This is a genomic window from Streptomyces kanamyceticus, from assembly GCF_008704495.1.
In the GTDB taxonomy this organism is placed as follows: Bacteria; Actinomycetota; Actinomycetes; order Streptomycetales; family Streptomycetaceae; genus Streptomyces; species Streptomyces kanamyceticus.
Window position 1 is genome coordinate 6,861,675 of sequence record NZ_CP023699.1, and the last position, 20,791, is coordinate 6,882,465.

Consider the following 20,791-nt stretch of genomic DNA (forward strand, 5'->3'; position numbering starts at 1 on the left):
TGGACGGGGATTACGACAGGGGTGTTGCGGCCGGGTGTCGCTGTCGGCGGTCCGGCGGCCCGGCGCGCCGTCAGCGCCACGTCAAGGTGCGGGCCGTGAACGTATGCGGCACGTCAAGGTGCGGGCCGTGCGTGTATGCGCCACGTCAACGCCGGTGACGGCGCCCCGCGGCCGTCCTACGGTGCCGCACATGGGACACAACAGGACCACACGGCGCGCCGCCCACCTGGGCCGGGCGCGGGGGCGGGCACGGGACGACGTCGTGCACGACGCGTACGGCGAACACGACGCGTACGGCGATGTGCTCGATGCGGGGCGGGAGGTCATCGCCGACCGGCGCTGGGCCTCCGACGTGCGGGACGCCCGCTTCTGCGCGCTGGTCCTCTTCTGCCTGGTCCTCCTCGTCGACTGGGCCAACGGCACGCTCGGCGCCGTCAGGCTCGTCCTGTGGTTCGGCCTCTCCGCGCTGCTCTACCTGGTGCTGCACCCCGTGCGCGTGACGGCGGGGCCCGGCTGGCTCGCCGTGCGCGGTCTCGGGCGCCGCAGGCACGTCTGCACCGGGCTGCTCACCGCCGTGCGGCACAGCGAGGGCGTCGCCGCGCGCCTGGTCCTGTGCGACTCCCTCGGCAACCGCGTCGAGATCGACCCGCAGGTGCTCGTCGACAACCCGCTGCTCCTGCACCGCCTGGACACCGGCGCCCGCGCCGCGCGCGACGCCGGGCTGCTCAGGACCGGCTGCGTCGAGCTGCGGCGCCTCACGGCCCGCGTCGACGGGGCCGCCGCGCGGGCCGTCTTCGAGGCGTCCGACCTGCGCTGACGGGGACCTTCGGCCCTGGGAGGTGCCGGGCGCGGGGCGGACCGTTGAGACATGGACATCTCGATGGGCATCTCGACGGACGTCTCCTCCCGCGCCGACCTCGACGTAGTGCTCCGCCGCTTCTACACGGCCGCCTTCGCCGACCCGCTGATCGGCCCGTTCTTCACCGAGATCGCCGGGACCGACCTCGACGTCCATCTGCCGCGCATCACCGACTTCTGGGAGCGCGCGCTGTTCCGCACCGCCGACTACCGCCGCAACGCCTTCGCCCCGCACGCCGCGCTGTACTCCGTGCGCCCGCTCACCGCCGAGCACTTCGGGCGCTGGGTGCAGCTGTGGCACGCCACGGTCGACGGGCTGCACCGGGGCCCGAACGCGGACCGCGCGAAGGCGCAGGGGGAGCGGATCGCGCTCGCCGTGCTGCGCAGGCTCGGCGGCAAGGACGTGTCCACGGCGGGCGAAGGCCCCGGCTTCGTCCCGCTCGCGGCGGTGGAGCTGCGGGCGGCGGCGTAGGGCGTCTCGTACGTCAGGTCTTGAGCGTCTCGTACGTCAGGTCTTGAGCGTCTCGTACGTCAGGTCTTGAGCGTCTCGTACGTCACGCCCGTCAGATCCTCCGAGGCGGCCCAGAGCCGTTCGCCCGCCACGTCGTTCAGCGTCCACTTCGCCCGCCAGGACCTGGTGGGCGCCCCGCGGACGCCCCAGGCGGGCCCGGTGAACCAGTCCGGCTTGACCCGCGGCTCCGTGGCCGCGTACAGCGTGGGCAGCGCGCCCGTCTCCGCGGCCTGCCCGATGATCCGGTTGCCGAGCTCCATGAATCGCTCTGCGGTCCTGCGGCCCTCCATCCTGGGGCCCGTGGCCTGCAGATTGGTCGAGGCGTAGCCGGGGTGGGCGGCGGCCGCGACGACCTCGGAGCCGACGGCGGCCAGGCGGCGTGCCAGCTCGTGGATGAAGAGGAGGTTGGCCGTCTTGGAGCGGCCGTAGGCGATCCAGCGGCGGTAGTGGCGCTCGCTGTTGAGGTCGCCGATGTCGATGTTGCCCAGCGCGTGGGCGCCGCTGGACACGCTGATGACCCGGGCGCCCGGGGTCCCCAGGAGGCGGGGCAGGAGCAGCCCGGTGAGCGCGAAGTGTCCGAGGTGGTTGACGCCGAACTGCGTCTCGAAGCCGTCCGCCGTGCGGCGGTAGGGCAGCGCCATCACGCCCGCGTTGTTGACGAGCAGGTCGAGGCGGCCGTCGTCGTACGCCTCGGCGAACTGCCGCACGGACGCCAGGTCCGCGAGGTCGAGCCGCCCGAACTCGACGTCGGCGTCCGGCACCTCGGCCCGCAGCTCGTCCACCGCGCGCAGACCGCGCTCCGCGCTGCGGCAGGCGAGGACCACGTGGGCGCCGCGACGGGCGAGCTCGCGTGCCGTGACGTACCCGATGCCGCTGTTGGCGCCGGTGACCACGGCCCGGCGGCCGCTCTGGTCGGGGATGTCGCGCGCGGTCCAGGCGGGCATGGCAGGGCTCCCTCTGCAGCGGATGTACCGGAGTCTCGCCGCAGGGTAAGGCAGGGCGGGGCCGAGAGGGAGCCCGGCCCCGGGACCGAGGCGTACGGGCGGGTACTGGCGAGTACGGGCGAGTACGGGCCGGGTCCCGAGGGGTCAGGCCGCCGCGCCGCCGTCGATCAGCAGGTCGGCGCCGACCACGGAGCCCGATTCGTCCGACGCCAGGTACAGCACGGCCGCGGCGACCTCCTCGGTCGTCGAGACGCGGCCCAGCGGGTTGCTCTCCTTGACGCGGGCCGCGCGGTCGGCCTCGGTCTCGCCGGGGCGGAACGACATGGTGGTGTCCGAGGAGCCGGGGCTGACAGTGTTGATCCGGACGCCGTCGCGGATGTGCTCGGCGGCGGCGGCGCGGCTCAGCGCGGAGACGGCGGCCTTGGTGGCCCCGTAGGCCGCGGTGCCGGGGGTGCTGGTGTGGGCGCCCAGGGTCGAGCCGATGTTGACGATCGCGCCGCCGGTGGCCTGCGTCCGCATCTGCCGCACCTCGGCCTGTAGCGCGAGCAGGACGCCGGTGACGTTGATGTCGAGCATCGTCCGCCAGTCGTCCTCGGGCAGTTCGGTGACCGGCTGCCCGGCGCGCAGGACGCCCGCGTTGTTGACGGCGACGTCCAGCGAGCCGAAGTGCTCGACGGTGGCCTCGACGAGGGCCGCGAGGTCGGCGGAGCGCGAGACGTCGGCCGTGCGGGCCAGGGCGGTGCCGCCCGCGTCCTCGATGAGCCCGACGGTCTCCTTCAGGGGGCCCTCGGAGCGCCCCGCGACGACGACGGAGGCACCCTCGGCGGCGAACGCGAGCGCCATGGCCCGGCCGAGGCCGGAGCCGCCGCCGGTGACGAGGACGGTGCGGCCGGTGAAGCGGGTGCGGGTTGCTGCAGTCATGATGAACTCTTTTCTTGACCGATCGATCTAGTATTAGGGCATGAAAAAGCGTCGTAAGAGGGTGTCTGGAGAGGGGGTGGCTCAGTCCAGGAGGGTCAGTGCCTGCTCCACCGCGTCCCGCACCCGCGCCGGATCCGTGGACGCCTTGCCGACCACGCGCAGCCCCTGCATCAGGACGAGGAGCATCCGCGCCAGCGTCAGCGGGTCGCGGTCCCGCGGCAGCTCGCCCTGCGCCTGGGCGCGGACGAGCGCGGAGTGCAGCAGGGTCTCGATCCGCTCCCAGCTGCGCTCGACGGTGCGGGCGGCCGCCTCGTCGTGCGGGGCCAGCTCGGCCGCCGTGTTGGTGATGAAACACCCGGTCAGGCGGCATTCGTCGGCCGCCGCCTCGGCGCCGAAGCGGCGCACCGCCGCGCGTACGGCAGGTAGTGCGGGCCCGGGTGCCGACAGCTCGGCGAGGAGGATCGGGTTCTGGTTCTCGCCGTAGCGGTCCAGTGCCTTCAGGTACAGGTCGTGCTTGTTGCCGAAGGTCGCGTAGATGCTGGCGCGGCCGATGCCGAGCTCCTCGACGAGGTCGGCCATCGAGGTCGCCTCGTAGCCGCGCCGCCAGAACAGCTCTAGGGCCGACTGGAGCGCGGCGTCCGGATCGAATTCCTTGGTCCTTGCCACGAGGAGGACGCTACGCCGTTCTAGAACGATCGGTCAAGCAATCTGCGTCGGGTAGACGGCGACCGTCACCTCGTCGTCGTCCAGGCACCGCCCCGACTCCAGGTCGAAGCGCTGCTTCAGGAGCGGCGACGCGACGAACGGGCGCCCGCGCTCGGAGCCGACCAGGCCCCGCGAGAGTACCGCCGCGCCTGTGAAGGGGTCCCGGTTGTCGATGGCGTACGCGCGGCCGTCCCTGTCCAGGAAGAGCGCGGCCTGTCGGCCGTCGGGCAGTAGTGCGGCGACGCCCCGGCCGGGGATGAGCCGGTCCAGGTCGCAGGCCGTGAACCAGTCCTGGTCCAGGCGGAGTTGAACCTTCAGGGCGGTGGTCTCGGGCGCGAGGGTCACGGGGCGACACTTCCTTCCAGGGGGCGGGTGCCGAGGGCCAGCAGGGGCAGGTCCGGCTTGATCTGGCGGCGCTCGGGCACGAACCGGACCGTCGGGTCGGGGGTGCCCGGCGCGTTCACGAAGGACACGAAGCGCGCGAGCCGTTCGGGGTCGTCGAGGGTGTCGGCCCACTCGTCGCGGTAGTGCGTGACGTGGTCGGCCATCAGGGCCTCCAGTTCGGCGCCGATGCCGAGCGAGTCGTGCACGACGACGTCGCGCACGTGGTCGAGGCCGCCGTCGATCCGCTCCAGCCAGGCCGAGGTGCGCTCCAGGCGGTCCGCGGTGCGGATGTAGAACATCAGGAAGCGGTCGATCAGGCGCACGAGCCCCGCGTCGTCCAGGTCCTGGGCGAGCAGGTCGGCGTGGCGCGGGGTGGCGCCGCCGTTGCCGCCCACGTACAGGTTCCAGCCGCTCGCCGTGGCGATCACGCCGAAGTCCTTGGACTGGGCCTCCGCGCACTCGCGGGCGCACCCGGAGACGGCCGACTTCAGCTTGTGGGGCGCCCTGAGGCCCCGGTAGCGCAGCTCCAGGTCGATCGCCATGCGGACGCTGTCCTGCACGCCGTACCGGCACCAGGTCTGCCCGACGCAGGACTTCACCGTGCGCAGCGCCTTGCCGTACGCGTGCCCGGACTCGAAGCCCGCGTCGACCAACCGCGTCCAGATCACGGGCAGTTGCTCGACGCGCGCGCCGAACAGGTCGATGCGCTGACCGCCGGTGATCTTCGTGTAGAGCCCGAAGTCCCGGGCCACCTCGCCGATGACGATGAGCTTGTCGGGGGTGATCTCGCCGCCGGGGATGCGGGGCACCACCGAGTAGGAGCCGTTCTTCTGGAGGTTGGCGAGGAAGTGGTCGTTGGTGTCCTGCAAGGCGGCCTGCTCGCCGTCGAGGACGTGCCCGCCCGCGCCGATCGTCGGGGCCAGCGAGGCGATGATCGAGCCGATCGCGGGCTTGCACACCTCGCAGCCCTCGCCGCCGCGCGCCGCGTCGCGGCCGTGCGCGTCGAGCAGCGCGCGGTAGGAGGTGATCCGCAGCGCCCGCACGATCTCGTACAGCTCCTGGCGGGTCTGCCCGAAGCAGCCGCACAGGCCGCTGTCGCCGCTCTTCGGCAGCAGCTGCCCGATCACCTTCAGGCAACTGCCGCATCCCGTACCGGCCTTGGTGCACTTCTTCACCTCGGGCAGCGAGGAGCAGGCGCGGATGGCGTCCTTGGTGACGTTGTGGCAGTTGCAGATCACGGCGGAGCCCGGCAGCGCCTCCGGGCCGAGCGCGGCGGCGGCGCCCGCGCCCGCGGGCAGCACCAACTGCTCGGCGGGCAGCGGGGGTACGGTCCCGGTCAGCGGGCGCAGCAGGCCGTACGCGTCCGCGTCACCCACCAGGATGCCGCCGAGCAGCTCGCCGCCCGCGCCCATCACCAGCTTCTTGTACGTGCCCGAGCGCGAGTCGGCGTAGACGACGTCGAGGCAGCCCTCCGCCGCGCCGTGCGCGTCGCCGAAGGACGCCACGTCCACGCCGAGCAGCTTCAGCTTGGTGGACAGGTCGGCGCCGGTGAAGCCCGCGCACTCCGTGTCGGCGATGGCGGCGGCCGCCGTCTCCGCCATCTCGTAGCCGGGCGCGACCAGGCCGTAGACGCGGCCGTCCGAGGCCTGCGCGCACTCGCCGATCGCGTACACGGCGGGGTCGCTGGTGCGGCACCGCTCGTCGACGGTGATGCCGCCGCGCTCACCGACCGACAGGCCGTGGTCGCGGGCGAGCTGGTCGCGCGGCCGCACCCCGGCGGAGAACACGACCAGATCCGTGGCGAGTTCGCTCCCGTCGGACAGCTTCATGCCGCGCACGGCGCCGTCATCGCCCGTCACGATCTCCTGCGTACCGGTGCCGGTGTGCACGGTCAGGCCCATGCCGGTGAGGGTCCGAAGCAGCGCGGCGCCGCCGCCCTCGTCGACCTGGACCGGCATCAGCCGGGGCGCGAACTCCACGACGTGCGTGGCGAGTCCGAGCCCGCGCAGGGCGCCAGCCGCCTCCAGGCCGAGCAGCCCGCCGCCGACCACCGCGCCGGTCGTCGCCCGCGCCTTCGCGTACTCCTCGATGGCCAGCAGGTCCTCGATGGTGCGGTAGACGAAGCAGCCCGTCGCGTCCTTGCCCGGCACGGGCGGCACGAAGGGGTAGGAGCCGGTGGCCAGGACGAGCGTGTCGTAGGCGAACACGCGGCCCGAGCGCGCGGTCACCGTCCGCGCGTCCCTGTCGAACCGCTCGGCGGCGTCGCCGACGTGCAGCTCGATGCCGTGCCGCTCGATGAACTCCCGGTCGGTGAGGGAGAGTTCGTCGGGCGTGCGGCCCGCGAAGTACGAGGTGAGCTGGACGCGGTCGTAGGCGGGACGCGGTTCCTCGCACAGGACCACGATCCGGTGCGTGGCGGTGAGACCGCGCTCGGCGGCCGCCTCCAGGAAGCGCTGGCCGACCATGCCGTGGCCGATGAGCACGATCGTGGGGCGGCGGTCCGGGGAGTTCTGGGAGTCCCAGGAATTCCGGGAGCTCGGCATGTCTGTGGGGATCGGCATGTCAGCGGCCTCCGTCGTGGGTGAGCAGATGGAGCAGGGGAGTGTCGTCGTCGGGCAGCGGCTCCTCGGCCTCCCAGGCGCGGGCCAGCGCGCCGACCGCGTCAAGATCGCCGAGGAGTACGCCGCCGACGAGGCGGTCACCGCGGACCACGACCTTGCGGTACGTGCCGCGGGTGGCGTCGGTGAGCTGGACGACGTCGTCCTCGGGGCGCGGCTCCAGTTCCCCGAAGACGGCGAGGTCCAGGGGGCCTGGGCCCGCGAGGGTGAGGCGGGTGAGGGTGCGGGTGCCGGAGTAGGGGCGGGGGCGGGGGTGCCTCCCTGCCGTCGACAGGAGGTCGTCGGCCAGGGCGTCGGCCTGTTCCACGGCGGGCGTCGCCAGGCCGTAGACGCGGCCCGCGTGCTCCGCGCAGTCGCCGATCGCGCGGATGTGCGGGTCCGAGGTTCGCAGCAGGTCGTCGACGACGATCCCCTTGTGTACGTCGAGTCCGGCGGCCCGCGCCAGACCGGTGCGGGGGCGGGCGCCGCAGGCCAGGACGGTGACGTCGGTGCCGAGTACGTACCCGTCGGCGAGTTCGACCCGGCGGACGGCGCCGTCGACCACGCCGACGGCGCGCACCCGGCACTCCGTGTGCACCTCGACGCCGAGGCCTGTCAGGTGTGCGTGCACCAACTGGGACGACGGTGGGTCGAGTTGCCGCTCCATGAGGCGTTCGGCCTGCTGGAGGAGGACGACCTGGGCGCCTCTGCGGGCCAGCGCGCGGGCGGCCGAGACACCGAGCAACCCGCCGCCGATGACGGCGACGCGGACGCCCGGACCCGCTTCGGCGGACAGCGCGAGGCAGTCGTCCAGGGTGCGGAAGGCGTGTACGCCACGGGGGAGTTCGGTGGTGTCAGGCGCGAACAGGCCGCGCAGCGGGGGCAGGACGGGGTTGGCGCCCGTCGCGAGCACGAGCGTGCCGTACGGGACGACGGCGCCGTCCGCGCAGTGCACCCGCCGCTCCGCGCGGTCGACGCGGACGGCGCGGGTGCGGAGCGTGGTGCCGCGCGGGGTCGGCAGGGCGATGACGTCCGGGGCGTACCGGCCCGCGAGGACCTCCGCCAGCAGGACACGGTTGTACGGGGCGTGGTCCTCCTCGCCGATCAGTACGGTGTCGTCGCCGAGCCGCTGCGCTACGCGGATGCCGGCCGGGCCCGTGCCGATCACCACTGGCGTGGATGTCATGTCCCGCAGCCTGCGGGGTGGGTGTTACCCGGCCGGGGCCGGGTTGTTTCCCTCGGGGAACGGTGTTCTCAGTGGGGGGTCGGGGCGGGTGTGAGGGGCCGCTGCGCGGCTTGGTGGCGGGTCCCGTCCGGTTGCTCGGCGCCGGGCTGTGAGGTTGATGCCGGTCCCGTCCGGCGCCCGGTATGCCGCCGCTTCGCGGCGGATCCACGCCCACCCGTTTACTCGGCACCGAGCTGCGAGGTAGGTGCCGGTCCCACTCGGAGTCAGGCACGCGCCCATCCGCCCACCCGTTTGCTCCGCACCGAGCGGTGGAGTAGGGGCCCGTCGGCACGTCACCGATCCCCGGCGGGTCCACACCTGCCCCGGCACCCCCGCAAGCCCCGTTGCTTAACCCCCCTTGAGCCGATCCTCAAGGCCGCCTTAAGGATCTCGGATACGTCGCCGACCAGCCGTTTCCCGGTGCCCCCGGCGCCTAATGTGCCGCCGTGACCACCGAGGCAGCCGATTCCCGACTCGACGCGTACCCGGCGCTGTCCGCCTACCTGAGCCGGACGGATCCCACCCGGGCCACGCGCCCCGCACCAGTACCGCCGATGCCCGCCGAGCCGCCCCGGGTGGGCTCCGTGCGGAAGCGGAAGTCGACGCCGAAGCGGAAGTCGACGCCGAAGCGGAAGCGCAACGCGCGGGCCGCGACGGAACCGGCCGCGCCCCTCCGCCTCTCACCCGCCACCCTCCGCACCGGCCTCCTCACCGGCGCCCTCGCCGTCACCGCCCAATGGGCCGTGCAGGCCGAGCCGTCCGCGCGGCTCGACGTGCTGTTCGCCACCGGGGCTCATCTCACCGGGCTGCTCGCCGGGTACGGGATCCTCGTCATGCTCTTCCTGATGGCCCGCGTGCCCGCCGTCGAGCACGGCGTCGGTGCCGACAGGATCGCCCGGCGGCATGCGATCGGCGGGCGTTACGTGCTGAGCCTCTGCGCGGGGCACGCCCTCCTCGCCCTCTGCGGGTACGCCGCCCACGCCGGGACCGATCTCCTCAGCGCCGCCCTCGACCTGCTCGGCTACCCGGGCATCGCCGCCGCGACCGTCGGCACCGCCCTGCTCGGCGCCGTCGGCGTGAGCTCCGCCCGTGCCGTACGCCGTCGCGTCCCGCACGAGACCTGGCGCGCCGTCCACCTGCTCACCTACCTCGGCGCCGCCCTCGCCTTCGCGCACCAGCTCGCCGGGCCCGATGTCGCGGGCAGCGTCCTGACCCTCTGGCTGTGGGCCCTCGCGCACGCCACCGTCGCCGTCCTGCTGGTCTGGTACCGCCTGGTCGTCCCCGTACGGCAGGCGCTGCGGCACAGCCTGCGCGTCATCGACGTACGGACGGAGGGTCCCGGTGTCGTCTCCGTGGTCGTCCAGGGCATCGGGCTCGACGAACTGCGCGCCGAACCCGGGCAGTTCTTCCGCTGGCGCTTCCTGCGGCGCAGGCTCTGGCACACCGCGCTGCCCTTCTCCCTCTCCGCGCCCGTCCGCGACGACACCCTGCGCATCACCGTGAAGGCGGCGGGCGACCACACCCGGCGGATGCGGCGCCTCAGGCCCGGCACGCGCGTCCTCGCCACCGGGCCCTTCGGCGCGCTCACCGCCCACCGCCGTACGCGGCGCAAGGTGCTGCTCCTGGCGGGCGGCGTCGGCATCACGCCGCTGCGGGCCCTCTTCGAGACGCTGCCGGGCGGCCCCGGCGACCTCACGCTGCTCTACCGCGCGGGCAGCGCCGAACAGCTCGTCCTGCGCGCGGAGCTGGAGGCGATCGCCGCGAGCCGCCAGGCAGGTCTGCACTTCCTGCTCGGCCGCTCCGACGCCGCCTTCGACATGCTCGCCCCGCAGTCCCTGCGCAACCTCGTGCCCGACCTCGCCGAGCACGACGTCTACCTCTGCGGTCCGCCGGGGATGTCCGCCGCGGCGACGGCGGCGCTCGTACGGGCGGGCGTCCCGCAAGAACGCATCCACACCGAGTGCTTCACCTACTGAACTAACTGGACCTGCTGGACCTGCTGGACCTGCTGGACCTACTGAGAGAGCTGATCATGGGACGCCATCGCAGACCCGCCGCCCCGGCGAAGGGCCCCACCCGCGAGGCCCGCCGCAGGCTCACCGCGGGCCTGGCCGGTGCGAGTGCGCTCGTCGCCACCGTCCTCGCCCTCACGGTCGACCCGGCGGCGCCCCCGGCCCCCGACCGCGCCCCGGCCACGGCGCCCGAGCCTCAAGCGGCCCCCTGAAGCCACCACGAACCTGTGCGACGAAGCTGCACCACAAAGCTCAGAAGTCGCTCAACTCTCACCCGTTCCGTGGACGTCCTGATCGCCGCGTCCATAAGGTCATGATCATGCCTGACATATCCCTGACCACGGTCGTCGTCCTCTGCCTCGCCGCCCTCGCGGCCGGTTGGATCGACGCCGTGGTGGGCGGCGGCGGGCTGCTGCTGCTCCCGGCCCTGCTGCTCGGCCTGCCCGGCTCCACCCCGGCCGCGCACGCCCTCGGCACCAACAAGGCCGTCGCGATCGTCGGGACCACGGGCGCGGCGGTGACGTACGTCAGGAAGACCCCCGTCGACGTGTCGACCGCCGTCCGCATCGGCCTCGCCGCGCTCGCCGGGTCGATGGGCGGCGCCTTCTTCGCGGCCGGGATGAGTACCGAGGTGCTCAAGCCCGTGATCATGGTGGTGCTGCTCGCCGTCGCCGCCTTCGTGATCCTCAGGCCCGCCTTCGGCACCGCGCCGTCCGCCGAGCCCGCGTCCCCGAAGCGGATCCTCGCCGCGATCGGCCTCGCGGGGCTCGGCATCGGCTTCTACGACGGTCTCATCGGACCCGGCACCGGCACCTTCCTGGTGCTCGCCCTGACCGCGGTGCTCCACCTCGACCTGGTCTCCGCGTCCGCCACCGCCAAGATCGTCAACTGCTGCACCAACGCGGGCGCCCTCGCCATGTTCGCCTGGCAGGGCGCGGTCATGTGGCAGCTGGCCGGGCTCATGGCCGTCTTCAACCTCGCGGGCGGCATGTTCGGCGCGCACACGGCGCTGAAGAAGGGTGCCGGATTCGTCAGGGTCGTCCTGCTGACCACCGTCTTCGGGCTCGTGGTGAAGATGGCGTACGAGCAGTGGCTCGCGTAACGGATCCGGGTCCGGGTCCGGGTCCTAGCGGACCCCGGTGAGGTGCGCGAAGACCACCACGTTGCCCTGGTAGCCGGTCTTCTTCGAGTACTTGCCGCCACAGGTGATCACCCGCAGCTCGGGGCGGTGCGCGGCGCCGTACACCCTCTCGTCGGGGAAGTCGGCCGCGTCGTACACCTCGTTCGCGTCGACCGTGAAGACGGCCACGCTGCCGTCCCTGCGCTCGATCTCGATGGTGCGGCCCTTGCGCAGCGCGCCCAGCTCGTAGAAGACCGAGGGGCCCTCCTTGTTGTCGACGTGCCCCGCCACGATGGCCGTGCCCCGCTCACCGGGCGTGGTGCCCGCCTCGTACCAGCCCGCGAGGTTCTCGCGCTCGGGCGGCGGTACGTCGAGGCTGCCCTGCGGGGTCAGGCCGAGCCCCATCAGGGGCGCGTCGACGCCGATCGCGGGGATCCGCACCCGGTCGGGCGGCGACGGGGCGAGCGGCGCGGGCCCCGCGCCCTGCCGGTGGACACCGGGGTGGGCCGACGCGGCCTGCGCGGCGGAGGGCTGCGGCGGCGGATGCGACTCGGCGCCGCTGCGCAGCAGCCACGCGCCGGAGCACAGGGCGACGACGGTGACGGCTCCTATGACGGCGTTGCCGGTCTTCTTGCGGGTGCGGGTGCGGGTGCGGGTGCGGGTGCGGGACTGGGTGCCCGTACCCGTACGGGACCGGGTACCCGTGCCTTCTCGCGTGCGCGACTGGGATGCGCGGTGTGTGCGGCGCATACGGCGTCCCCCTCGGGTTCGGTCGGTCCTGTCGTGCCTCGTCCCCCTCCCGGCCCGCGAGGGGACACGGGCCGGAAGGGGGCAGGGGTGGCGGTACCGGTGGACAGCGGAGGGTGTCCGTCAGATCCTGTCGCCTCTCGCCCGGCGGTGCAGGAGCCAGGTACCGCCCGCGGCGGCGACGGCAAGGGCCGCCACTCCCGCCGCGGTCTGTACGGGGTCGGGACCGAGTGCGCCGCCGACCCCCGTCTTCACATGTCCCTTCGGGTGCGGCTGCTGCCGCTCCCCGGCGTCCGCGGTGGAGGTGACCGTGACCATCAGGTCACCCGCCATCTGCTTGTTCTTGGTCGCTGGGCCGCCCGCGCCGGAGCATTTCGCGACGATCTCGTAGGTGCCGGGCTGTGCGGAGGGCGGGACCTTGAACTGTCCGATCGCGTCCTCGGGGTGCGTGCTCGGCGCCAGCGTGAACGTACCCGCGCCGACCGCGCTCGCGTCGCCCGTCGCGGTGCCGCCCGAGCCGCAGGCGGTGGTGTTGACGGTGACGGTGGAGCCGGGGGAGACGGTGGCCGGATGGATCTCCAGACCTCCGGCGGCCCCGACAGCCCCGATGGCCCTGACAGCCCCGATGGCCCCGACGGCGCCACCGGACGCGGCGGACGCGGCGGACGCGGGGACGGTCAGCGCACCCGCCGCCGCTACGGCGAGCGCGGTACCGGACAGCAGGCGGGCGATGCGCATGGTGCTAGTTCCTCCGAGACCTCCGCGCGGGCCCGCCCCGCGGCACCCCCAAGTGCCGCTGCGTCGGTCGAACCCCGCACTGCCGAGGTAAGTGGCACTCGCACCCGCACGCCTGCTGATACCCCATCAGAAACGTCTCGATCGCCCACCCGGTGACGCCGCGCCATGAGCGTTCCAGCAGGTCACCGGCGTACCGAGGGGAAGTCTCCGAAGGGTGCGGGCGACGGCTGTGAATGGGTGACTCGGGGGTGTGCGGGGTGTGCGGTGTGTGTGGGGGGCGGTGTGTCCCACTCTTTTCAGATCGTGTCCCAGGGCACCCCCGCGTAGATCCCCGCCACCTTCTCCATCAGCGCGTCGTCGATGTCGTACGCCCTGTCGTCGATCCGCCGCACCGGACTGACCCCCCACGAGTTGACGACGAAGGCCGCCGCGTACGACGGGAGGTCGGTGAGGGTGACCGGGGCGTGGCGGGTGGGCAGGCCGGCGGCGGGCAGGCGGGGCTCCAGCAGCTGCATGGTGATGCCGGACAGGTGGGGCGCGCTCGGCCACACGATCTCGGTGCCGTCGAAGAAGGCGATGTTCGTGACGGCGCCCTCGCTGATCTCCCCGCCGGGCCCGGTGAGCAGCGCCTCGTCGAAGCCCGCGCGCCGCACGAGCTCGGTGTGCCGGGCCTGCGCGAAGCCGCCCAGGTGCTTGATGTGCGCGAAGGGCCGCTGGTACGGCACGGACCGCAGCGCCTGGGCGCGGTCCGCCAGCGCGGCGGGCAGCTCCGTGGGCGCCCGGACGGTGATCAGCAGGGAGGGGGTGCCGTCGGGCGCGTGCACGTGGACGCGTACGGACGCCTCGGTGATGTCGTCGCGCAGGACGTGCCGGATCAGACCGCGCACGTGGTCCCCGTCAAGCTCCTGCCCGAAGAGTTCGCGGGTGGCCGCGTCGAGGCGGGCCAGATGGAGGCCGATGCCGCGCACCTTCCCGCCCCTGATCTGCATCGCGGTGAAGTGCCCCGTGTTCACGGTGGCGGGATGGAGCAGCGTTTCGGCGGTGGCGGGGCGGCCGTCGATCTCGATGCGCCGCACCTGCGGGGTCGTTGTCATGCCGTCACGCTACGAGGCGTCCGGCGCGGCGGACCCGCGGCCCCCGGCGGAGGAAGGGTCCTCGACGAACCGGCGCGCCCCGGGGCCGCGCGAACCGAGGTCGTCCCGCGGGTTGGACAGCGTGCACTTGGTGAGCGAGAGGCAGCCGCAGCCGATGCAGTCGCTGAGGCTGTCGCGCAGCCGCTCCAGGGTGCGGATGCGGGCGTCGAGGTCGGCGCGCCAGCGCTCGGAGATCCGCGCCCAGTCCTCGCGGGTCGGCGTGCGGTCCTCGGGGAGCAGTCCGAGTACGTCGCGGATCGTGGCCAGCGGGATGCCGAGACCCTGCGAGGTGCGGATGAAGGCGACCCTGCGCAGGGTGTCGCGGCTGTAGCGGCGCTGATTGCCCCCGGTGCGGCGGCTCTTGATGAGCCCTTCGCGCTCGTAGAACCGCAGCGCGGAGGTGGCGACACCGCTGCGCCGGGCGATCTCGCCGACGGTGGCTTCCCTGGCGTCCGGTGCGAGGTGCGAGGTCATGCGGGCAGACTAACCGCGAGATCGCCTTGACCTTAAGCGCGGTTGAGGTACGAGGCTTCCCTCATGACCGAAACCACGGCACCCTCCGCTGTCATCGAATCCGCTTCCGCTGTCACCGAGTTCGCGTCCGCCGCGGATTCCGAGTCCGCCGCCGCTCCGCTCCGCGTCGCCGTCGTCATCGGCAGCAACCGGGAGGGCCGCTTCGGGCCCGTCGTCGCCGAGTGGCTGCTCGCCAGAGTGCGCGAGCGAACCGACCTCGTCGTCGACGTCGTCGACCTGGCCGACGCGGATCTGCCCACGTCCCTCTCCTTCAACCCGTCCGACGCCGTGAGCGCCGAACTCGCCAAGGTGACACCGAAGTTGGCGGCCGCCGACGCGTTCATCGTCCTCACCCCCGAGTACAACCACTCCTACCCGGCCTCCCTGAAGAGCCTCATCGACTGGCATGGCGCCGAATGGCAGGCCAAGCCAGTCGCCCTCGTCTCCTACGGCGGGCTCTCCGGCGGCCTGCGCGCCGTCGAACACCTGCGTCCGGTCCTCGCCGAACTGCACGCCGTGACGATCCGCGACACCGTCTCCTTCCACAACGCGGGCGCGCTCTTCGACGCCGAAGGCAACCACCAGGACCCGGCGGGCGCGGACGCGGCGGCCAAGACGATGCTCGACCAGCTGGCGTGGTGGGCGTGGGCGCTGCGGAGCGCCAAGGAGGTCCGCCCGTACGGAAGTTGATAGATACGAGAGACACGAGAGATGTGAGAGGTGTCAGGCGGCGGCCGGGGAGTCCCCGGCCGCGCGCGGCGGCCGGGCCCTCGGCAGGTCGACCACCGCGACCGCCCCGCCGTCCCGCCCGTTGGAGAGGTCGACGCGGGCACCGATCACCTGGGCCTGGCCGAGCGCGATGGTCAGACCGAGCCCGGTGCCCTGACCGCGTTCGCGCGCGCCGGTCTGGAAGCGCTGCGGACCGTCCCTGAGCAGGCACTCGGGGAACCCGGGGCCGTGATCGGTGACCGTGACGCGCGTCCCGCTGACCCGCACGTCGACGCAACCGCCGCCGTGCTTGAGGGCGTTGGTGACGAGGTTGGCGAGAATCCGCTCCAGGCGGCGCGCGTCGGTGCGTACGAAGATGTCCTCCGCACCACGGTCGTCACTGTCACTGTCACCGTCACTGTCGGCGCTCCGGTCGGTGAACCGGACCGCGTCGCCGTCGTACCCCGCGCGCTGCACGATCCCCTCGACGAGACGCCCCAGCGGATGCACGTCCAGATCGGGCTTCTCCACCTCGGCGTCGAGCCGCGCCACCTCAAGGAGGTCCTCCGTGAGGGTGCGCAGGGCGTGCACCCGGTCGCGCACCAGCTCGGTGGGGCGGCTCGGCGGCAGCAGTTCGGCCGCGGTGTGCAGCCCGGTCAGCGGCGTACGCAGCTCGTGCGCGACGTCCGCGGTGAAGCGCTGCTCGGCCTCCAGGCGCTGCTGCAGCGACGCGGCCATCGTGTCGACGGCGGTGGCGAGGTCCGCGACCTCGTCCTTGCCGTGCCGCAGGCCCGGCGGCCTGGGATGGTCGATGCGGGCGTCGAGGTCGCCCTGGCTGATCCGGCGCGCGGTGGCGGCGGCGGTGCGCAGTTCGCGGCTGAGCCTGCTGGACAGGCCCGCGCCGCCGAGCGCGGCCAGGCCGACGACGGCGGCACCGGAACCGATCAGCTGTTGGTCGAACTCGGCCATCTCGTCGGCCTGTTCGCGCAGCGACTCGCGGACGGAGAGCACCTGGTCGCCGACCGGTCGCGCCGCCCATACGCACGGATCGCCCGACCCCATGTCGAGGTACGTGGTGCGCCGCCCGGCCAGCGCGGCATCGCGCAGCGGCTTCGGCAGGTCGGGCGAGTCGATGGCGGCGCCCATGTCGTCCTGGTCGACCTGCCCGGTCAGCTCGTACAGCTGACGCACCCGCACCAGCTGGGCGACCGCCCCCGACCTGGCGTTGGCGGACACCTGGTCGAGCCGGGCGTGATGGATGAGCACCCCGATGGCGACGGCGACGACGGCACAGCCCGCGGCGAGCAGCGCGGTGATCTTCCAGCGCAGTCCGAGGCTGTTGAGCGCGGCGCGGGCCCCGCGCGCCATCAGTGGCCGCCGGGGGAGTCGGAGGGGGTGGGCGGCCGGGAGGGCTTGTAGTTCTTGACGTCGCTGAGCGTGGACATCCGCGTGCCGTCCCAGTGGAAGCGCACGGCCTGCTCGCCGCCGTCCGCACAGGGCGTGCGCACCAGCAGATCGGGGCCGATCGTCTCGACGCTCAGGCTCCGCCCCGAGGTGAACAGGATCGGATAGACCTTGCCGCCGCGCTCGGTGTAGACGACGAGCACGTTCCGTCCGCTCTCCGTGTCCGCGGCCACGAGCAGCTCGGGCTTCTTGTCACCGGTCAGGTCGGTGAACATGGGCGGCCGGAGCCCGGCCTGCCCCGGGCGGTCGATCATCTCCCGGTCCGCCAGCGGCTTCGTACGCGGATCGGCCCGCAGGATCGCCCGTACGTCCATCGAAGCGAGCCCGCCGGAACCCACCTTCGGCAGCCCCTTGAGCGCCTGGGGCGGCGGCTGGCGCGTGGCCGCTTCGGCGCCGGGCACCTTGGCCGACTTGCTCACCCAGGCGGGCCAGACCGACGCGGGGCGCGGCTGCACCGAAACGGACGGCGCGGCCTCACCGGCGCCGAGGCCGTCGGTCCTGCCGCATCCGGAGAGCGCGAGGACCGCAAGAACGGCGAAGAGGGCGGCACACAGGACGAGCCGGTGGCGGAGGATCGGGTTCATGGAGTGGGGGACCGTCGGGGTGGGGGGCGTGCGTGCGGATGTGGCGGTGGCCGGTCCCGGGACTGCGCTGGGGATTCGGCAGTGGACCGGCCACCGCCTCCGACGCTAGGAACCATCCGTCACGAAAATCGGGAGATTGTGTAACAGCTGCGCCTAAGAATGGCTGAACCGGCCAATTAGGGACCTTCGGATCGGGCCCTAGGGCCCGCGCACCGGGCCGGTGGACTTCAAGAAGGATCACCGCTACGACTTCTGAAAGAACCGCCGCGACCGCCGCGACTTCCGTACGAGCGAGAACGAGGTGCCCCATGCCAGAACCGACCGCGCTGCCGTTCTTCGTCTACGGCACGTTGCGGCCGGGGGAGTGCAATCACGCGGCGCTGCTGACCGGCCGGGTCGCCCGCGAGGACCCGGCCCTGCTGCCGGGCGCGGTCCTCTACGAGGGCCCCGGTTATCCGTACGCCGTGGAGGAACCCCAAGCTGAGCCCATACGCGGAGAGTTGGTGACCCCGCTACCGTCCGCCCATGACCGGCTGCTCATCTCTCTCGACCTCCTGGAGGAGTACGCGCCGGGTGATCCGCGCAACCTCTACGAGCGCGTGGTGCGCGAAGTGACCCGCACCGCCGACGGCGCGGCGGTCCGAGCCTGGGTCTATGTGGCCGCGCCCCGGGTGGAGGCGCGGCTGCGGGCCTCGGGCACGGTGATCGAGGGCGGCGACTGGTCGTCCTTCCGGCTCCGGAAGTGAGAGTGAACCGCCCGAGCCGAGTCACCGGCCGCCCCACGGAACCACCCCCTGAACTCACGGCACGGGAGACGAAAACCGCAGCTCAAACCCGCTCGACTTCGATCTGATGGACTCCATCACTCGTCCGAGCGAATTGACGTGACTACCGAGAGTAATTACATGGAGGCTCTCCGTGTGCACCACTCGGTGCGCACGTCGGTGCGCGAGCACCCTGTCCTCAAGAAGGAGCCGCCTCATGCGAGTTCGCCGTTCCCTGCCGGCACTCATCGGCGCTCTTGCCCTCGGCCTCGGGATGTCCATGGCATCCTCGGCGACCGCCTCCCCGGCGGCCGTCAAGGACCCCTGCGGATACTTCGCGACCGCCAGCGACGCCTACTACAACCACTGCACGAGCGACGGTTCGCACATCGTGATCGAGATCGACGACTGGGGCCCGAACTCCGAGCAGTGCGTGGGCCCCGGCGTGACCTGGATCGGCTCGGCATCGGACGTGAGCGGCGCCTGGTACACAGGACGCCTCTGTTGATCCGCTGATCCGCGACACCCCCGCATGACGGCGGGTCCGGGGACGCTCTCAGCCCCGGGCCCGCTCAAGCCGCACCGCACACACCTTGAACTCCGGCATCCGCGACACGGGGTCGAGCGCCGGATGCGTCAGGGAGTTGGCCCGCCCCTCGCCCGGCCAGTGGAACGGCATGAACACGGTGTCGGAGCGGATCCCCGTCGTGACCCGCGCGGGAGCGACCGCCCGGCCGCGCCGCGAGACCACCGCCACCGGCTCGCCCTCGACGACGCCGAGCCGCGCGGCGAGCCGCGGATGGAGCTCCACGAAGGGCCCCGGGGCGGCCGAGTTGAGCTCGTCGACCCTGCGCGTCTGCGCCCCCGACTGGTACTGCGCGAGCACCCGCCCCGTCGTGAGCAGCACCGGATACTCCGCGTCCGGCTCCTCGGCCGCCGCACGGTGCGCCACCGGCACGAACCTGGCCCGCCCGTCCTCGGTGGCGAAGCGCTCGAGGAAGAGCCGCGGCGTCCCAGGGTGCGGGGAGGACCCGGTGTCCGGGCAGGGCCAGAACACCCCAACCCCCTCGCTCTCTCCCCCTCCCCCTCCCCTCCCCCTCCCTCTCCTTCTCCCTTTTCCTCGCCCTCCACGAGCCGTGCGTACGAGATCCCCGAGTAGTCCGCGGCCCCGCCCGCGCTCGCCCTGCGCAACTCCTCGAAGACCTCCTCGGGGTCGGTCGGGAACCCCTTGCCGTGGCCGAGCCGGTCGGCGAGGCCGTGCAGGACGTCCAGGTCGCTGCGGACCCCGGGCGGCGCCGACACCGCGCGGCGCCGCAGCAGCACCCTGCCCTCCAGGTTCGTCACCGTCCCGGTCTCCTCCGCCCACTGCGTCACCGGCAGCACCACGTCCGCCAGTTCGGCCGTCTCGGAAAGCACCACGTCCGCCACCGCGAGGAAGTCCAGCGAACGCAGCCGCTCCTCCACGTGCCCGGCCCGCGGCGCCGAGATGACCGGGTTGGAGCCCATGAGGAGCAGCGCCTTGACGTCGCCGCCGAGCGCGTCGAGCAGTTCGTACGCCGACCTGCCGGGGCCCGGCAGCGACTCCGGGTCCACGCCCCACACCCCGGCGACATGCGCCCGCGCCGCCGGATCGGTCAGCTTGCGGTACCCGGGCAACTGGTCGGCCTTCTGCCCGTGTTCACGCCCGCCCTGCCCGTTGCCCTGCCCGGTCAGACAGCCGTACCCGGACAGCGGCCGCCCGGCGCGCCCCGTGGCGAGACAGAGATTGATCCACGCCCCGACGGTGTCGGTTCCCTTGGACTGCTGCTCGGGCCCGCGCGCGGTGAGCACCATCCCCGACCCGGCGTCGCAGAAGAGCCGCACCGCGTCGCGCAGCCGGGGAACGGGCACCCCGGTGATCCGCTCGACGTGCTCGGGCCAGTGCGCCATCGCCGCGGCCCGTGCCTCCTCCCATCCGTTGGTCCGTTCCTCGATGTACGCCTCGTCCGTACGGCCCTCGGCCACCACCAGGTGCAACAGGCCGAGCGCCAGGGCGAGGTCCGTCCCCGGCCGCGGCGCCAGATGCAGATCGGCGTGCTCCGCGGTGCGGGTGCGGCGCGGGTCGACGACGATCAACGTGCCGCCGTTCTCGCGCAGTTCCGTCAGGTACCGCAGCGCGGGCGGCATCGTCTCCGCGAGGTTCGACCCGACGAGGATCACGCACCCGGTGCGCGGGATGTCCGCCAGCGGGAACGGCAGCCCCCGGTCGAGCCCGAACGCCCGCTGCCCGGCCGCGGCCGCCGACGACATGCAGAACCGTCCGTTGTAGTCGATCTGCGACGTGCCGAGCGCCACCCGCGCGAACTTGCCGAGCGCGTACGCCTTCTCGTTCGTCAGACCGCCCCCGCCGAACACCCCGCACGCGTCCGCGCCGTACTCCGTACGCGTACGGGAGAGGCCGTCGGCGACCCGGTCGAGCGCCTCCTCCCAGGTGGCGGGCGTGAGCCTGCCCGTGGCGCGGGACCGGACCAGCGGCTCCGTCAGCCGCACCCGGGAGGAGAGCAGCGCGGGAGCCGTACGGCCCTTGCCGCACAGGGCTCCCTTGTTGACGGGGAACCCGGCGCGCTCCACGACTTCGACTCCCTGGGGGCCCGTGGTCAGCCCCATCCCGCATTGCAGGGCGCAGTACGGGCAGTGGGTCGGGGTCACGGGTGCCGCGATGGAGTGCATGGGCTCCAGCCTCCGCCGGGCTTGTTACGCGCCCCCGCGTGATCGCGTTACACGCGCGGTAAGCCAACCTCAGCGTTCCTTGTGCCTCACGGTGAGGTGGTCGCGCCCCTTAGGGGCGCGGGGAACTGCGCGCTCAGCCAACGCCGGTCCGCAG

At 73.0% G+C, this 20,791-nt stretch carries 20 protein-coding genes and 1 pseudogene; 8 read left to right on the forward strand and 13 right to left on the reverse strand.

All coding sequences use genetic code 11. The features are described 5' to 3' along the window. The first annotated feature begins 190 nt into the window (after positions 1 to 190). Together CP970_RS29615 and CP970_RS29620 are read left to right on the forward strand one after the other, a co-directional pair. Positions 191 to 817 carry a hypothetical protein gene (locus CP970_RS29615; protein WP_224058812.1) on the forward strand — a complete coding sequence of 209 codons (627 nt, stop codon included), beginning with the start codon at positions 191 to 193 and terminating at the stop codon, positions 815 to 817. 51 nt (positions 818 to 868) lie between these two features. After that, entirely contained in the window at positions 869 to 1,330 is a 462-nt protein-coding gene (locus CP970_RS29620) for a group III truncated hemoglobin (RefSeq protein ID WP_224058815.1), read from the forward strand. 59 nt (positions 1,331 to 1,389) lie between these two features. Here CP970_RS29620 and CP970_RS29625 read toward each other — a convergent pair whose 3' ends face one another. From CP970_RS29625 to CP970_RS29650, 6 genes are all read right to left on the reverse strand, one after another. Next, a complete protein-coding gene (locus CP970_RS29625; protein WP_055544847.1) occupies positions 1,390 to 2,313 on the reverse strand; it encodes an oxidoreductase in 924 nt (307 codons plus the stop codon). A 144-nt stretch (positions 2,314 to 2,457) separates the two neighbouring features. After that, positions 2,458 to 3,234, reverse strand: coding sequence for an SDR family NAD(P)-dependent oxidoreductase (locus CP970_RS29630; RefSeq protein ID WP_055544846.1), 777 nt, complete (start codon positions 3,232 to 3,234; stop codon positions 2,458 to 2,460). Between the two features lie 81 nt (positions 3,235 to 3,315). Then, positions 3,316 to 3,900, reverse strand: a complete 585-nt coding sequence (locus tag CP970_RS29635) for a TetR/AcrR family transcriptional regulator (RefSeq protein WP_055544845.1) — start codon at positions 3,898 to 3,900, stop codon at positions 3,316 to 3,318. 33 nt (positions 3,901 to 3,933) lie between these two features. After that, positions 3,934 to 4,284, reverse strand: a complete 351-nt coding sequence (gene nirD / locus CP970_RS29640; RefSeq protein ID WP_055544844.1) for a nitrite reductase small subunit NirD — start codon at positions 4,282 to 4,284, stop codon at positions 3,934 to 3,936. Then, a complete protein-coding gene (gene nirB, locus CP970_RS29645) occupies positions 4,281 to 6,884 on the reverse strand; it encodes a nitrite reductase large subunit NirB (RefSeq protein ID WP_079043260.1) in 2,604 nt (867 codons plus the stop codon). The genes nirD and nirB overlap by 4 nt, the downstream gene beginning before the upstream one ends. A gap of 1 nt (position 6,885) precedes the next feature. Then, entirely contained in the window at positions 6,886 to 8,106 is a 1,221-nt protein-coding gene (locus tag CP970_RS29650) for an NAD(P)/FAD-dependent oxidoreductase (protein ID WP_150494150.1), read from the reverse strand. 485 nt (positions 8,107 to 8,591) lie between these two features. On the opposite strand from CP970_RS29650, the gene CP970_RS29655 reads away from it, so the two are divergent. The 3 genes from CP970_RS29655 to CP970_RS29665 all read left to right on the forward strand — a co-directional run bounded on the left by CP970_RS29655 (position 8,592) and on the right by CP970_RS29665 (position 11,259). Continuing rightward, positions 8,592 to 10,121 (forward strand): ferredoxin reductase family protein, encoded by a 1,530-nt coding sequence (locus CP970_RS29655; protein WP_224058817.1) that lies wholly within the window; start codon positions 8,592 to 8,594, stop codon positions 10,119 to 10,121. Positions 10,122 to 10,177: 56 nt separating this feature from the next. Then, on the forward strand, positions 10,178 to 10,369 hold the full coding sequence (locus CP970_RS29660; RefSeq protein ID WP_055556984.1) for a hypothetical protein: 192 nt from the start codon (positions 10,178 to 10,180) through the stop codon (positions 10,367 to 10,369). Between the two features lie 107 nt (positions 10,370 to 10,476). Further along, entirely contained in the window at positions 10,477 to 11,259 is a 783-nt protein-coding gene (locus CP970_RS29665; protein WP_055556995.1) for a sulfite exporter TauE/SafE family protein, read from the forward strand. Between the two features lie 24 nt (positions 11,260 to 11,283). Here the strand turns inward: CP970_RS29665 and CP970_RS29670 are convergent, their stop codons facing one another. The 4 genes from CP970_RS29670 to soxR form a co-directional block, all read right to left on the reverse strand. After that, positions 11,284 to 12,027 carry a class F sortase gene (locus CP970_RS29670; RefSeq protein ID WP_079044087.1) on the reverse strand — a complete coding sequence of 248 codons (744 nt, stop codon included), beginning with the start codon at positions 12,025 to 12,027 and terminating at the stop codon, positions 11,284 to 11,286. A 120-nt stretch (positions 12,028 to 12,147) separates the two neighbouring features. After that, positions 12,148 to 12,762, reverse strand: a complete 615-nt coding sequence (locus CP970_RS29675) for a hypothetical protein (protein ID WP_055556985.1) — start codon at positions 12,760 to 12,762, stop codon at positions 12,148 to 12,150. 296 nt (positions 12,763 to 13,058) lie between these two features. Continuing rightward, on the reverse strand, positions 13,059 to 13,856 hold the full coding sequence (locus CP970_RS29680; protein WP_055556987.1) for an aminotransferase class IV: 798 nt from the start codon (positions 13,854 to 13,856) through the stop codon (positions 13,059 to 13,061). Positions 13,857 to 13,865: 9 nt separating this feature from the next. Next, entirely contained in the window at positions 13,866 to 14,369 is a 504-nt protein-coding gene (soxR, locus tag CP970_RS29685) for a redox-sensitive transcriptional activator SoxR (protein WP_055556989.1), read from the reverse strand. Positions 14,370 to 14,432: 63 nt separating this feature from the next. On the opposite strand from soxR, the gene CP970_RS29690 reads away from it, so the two are divergent. Next, positions 14,433 to 15,098, forward strand: coding sequence for an NADPH-dependent FMN reductase (locus CP970_RS29690; protein ID WP_055556991.1), 666 nt, complete (start codon positions 14,433 to 14,435; stop codon positions 15,096 to 15,098). Positions 15,099 to 15,131: 33 nt separating this feature from the next. On the opposite strand, the gene CP970_RS29695 is transcribed toward CP970_RS29690, so the two are convergent. Both CP970_RS29695 and CP970_RS29700 read right to left on the reverse strand, forming a co-directional pair. Then, entirely contained in the window at positions 15,132 to 16,484 is a 1,353-nt protein-coding gene (locus tag CP970_RS29695) for a sensor histidine kinase (RefSeq protein WP_150494152.1), read from the reverse strand. Then, entirely contained in the window at positions 16,484 to 17,164 is a 681-nt protein-coding gene (locus tag CP970_RS29700) for a hypothetical protein (protein WP_150494154.1), read from the reverse strand. Before CP970_RS29700 ends, CP970_RS29695 begins: the two co-directional genes overlap by 1 nt. A 308-nt stretch (positions 17,165 to 17,472) precedes the next feature. On the opposite strand from CP970_RS29700, the gene CP970_RS29705 reads away from it, so the two are divergent. Together CP970_RS29705 and CP970_RS44360 are read left to right on the forward strand one after the other, a co-directional pair. After that, entirely contained in the window at positions 17,473 to 17,910 is a 438-nt protein-coding gene (locus CP970_RS29705; protein WP_055557161.1) for a gamma-glutamylcyclotransferase family protein, read from the forward strand. A 235-nt stretch (positions 17,911 to 18,145) separates the two neighbouring features. Further along, entirely contained in the window at positions 18,146 to 18,436 is a 291-nt protein-coding gene (locus CP970_RS44360; RefSeq protein ID WP_055557163.1) for a DUF6355 family natural product biosynthesis protein, read from the forward strand. Between the two features lie 48 nt (positions 18,437 to 18,484). Here the strand turns inward: CP970_RS44360 and CP970_RS29710 are convergent. Further along, positions 18,485 to 20,574 (reverse strand): annotated as a pseudogene (locus CP970_RS29710) (molybdopterin oxidoreductase family protein). Between the last annotated feature and the right edge of the window lie 217 nt (positions 20,575 to 20,791).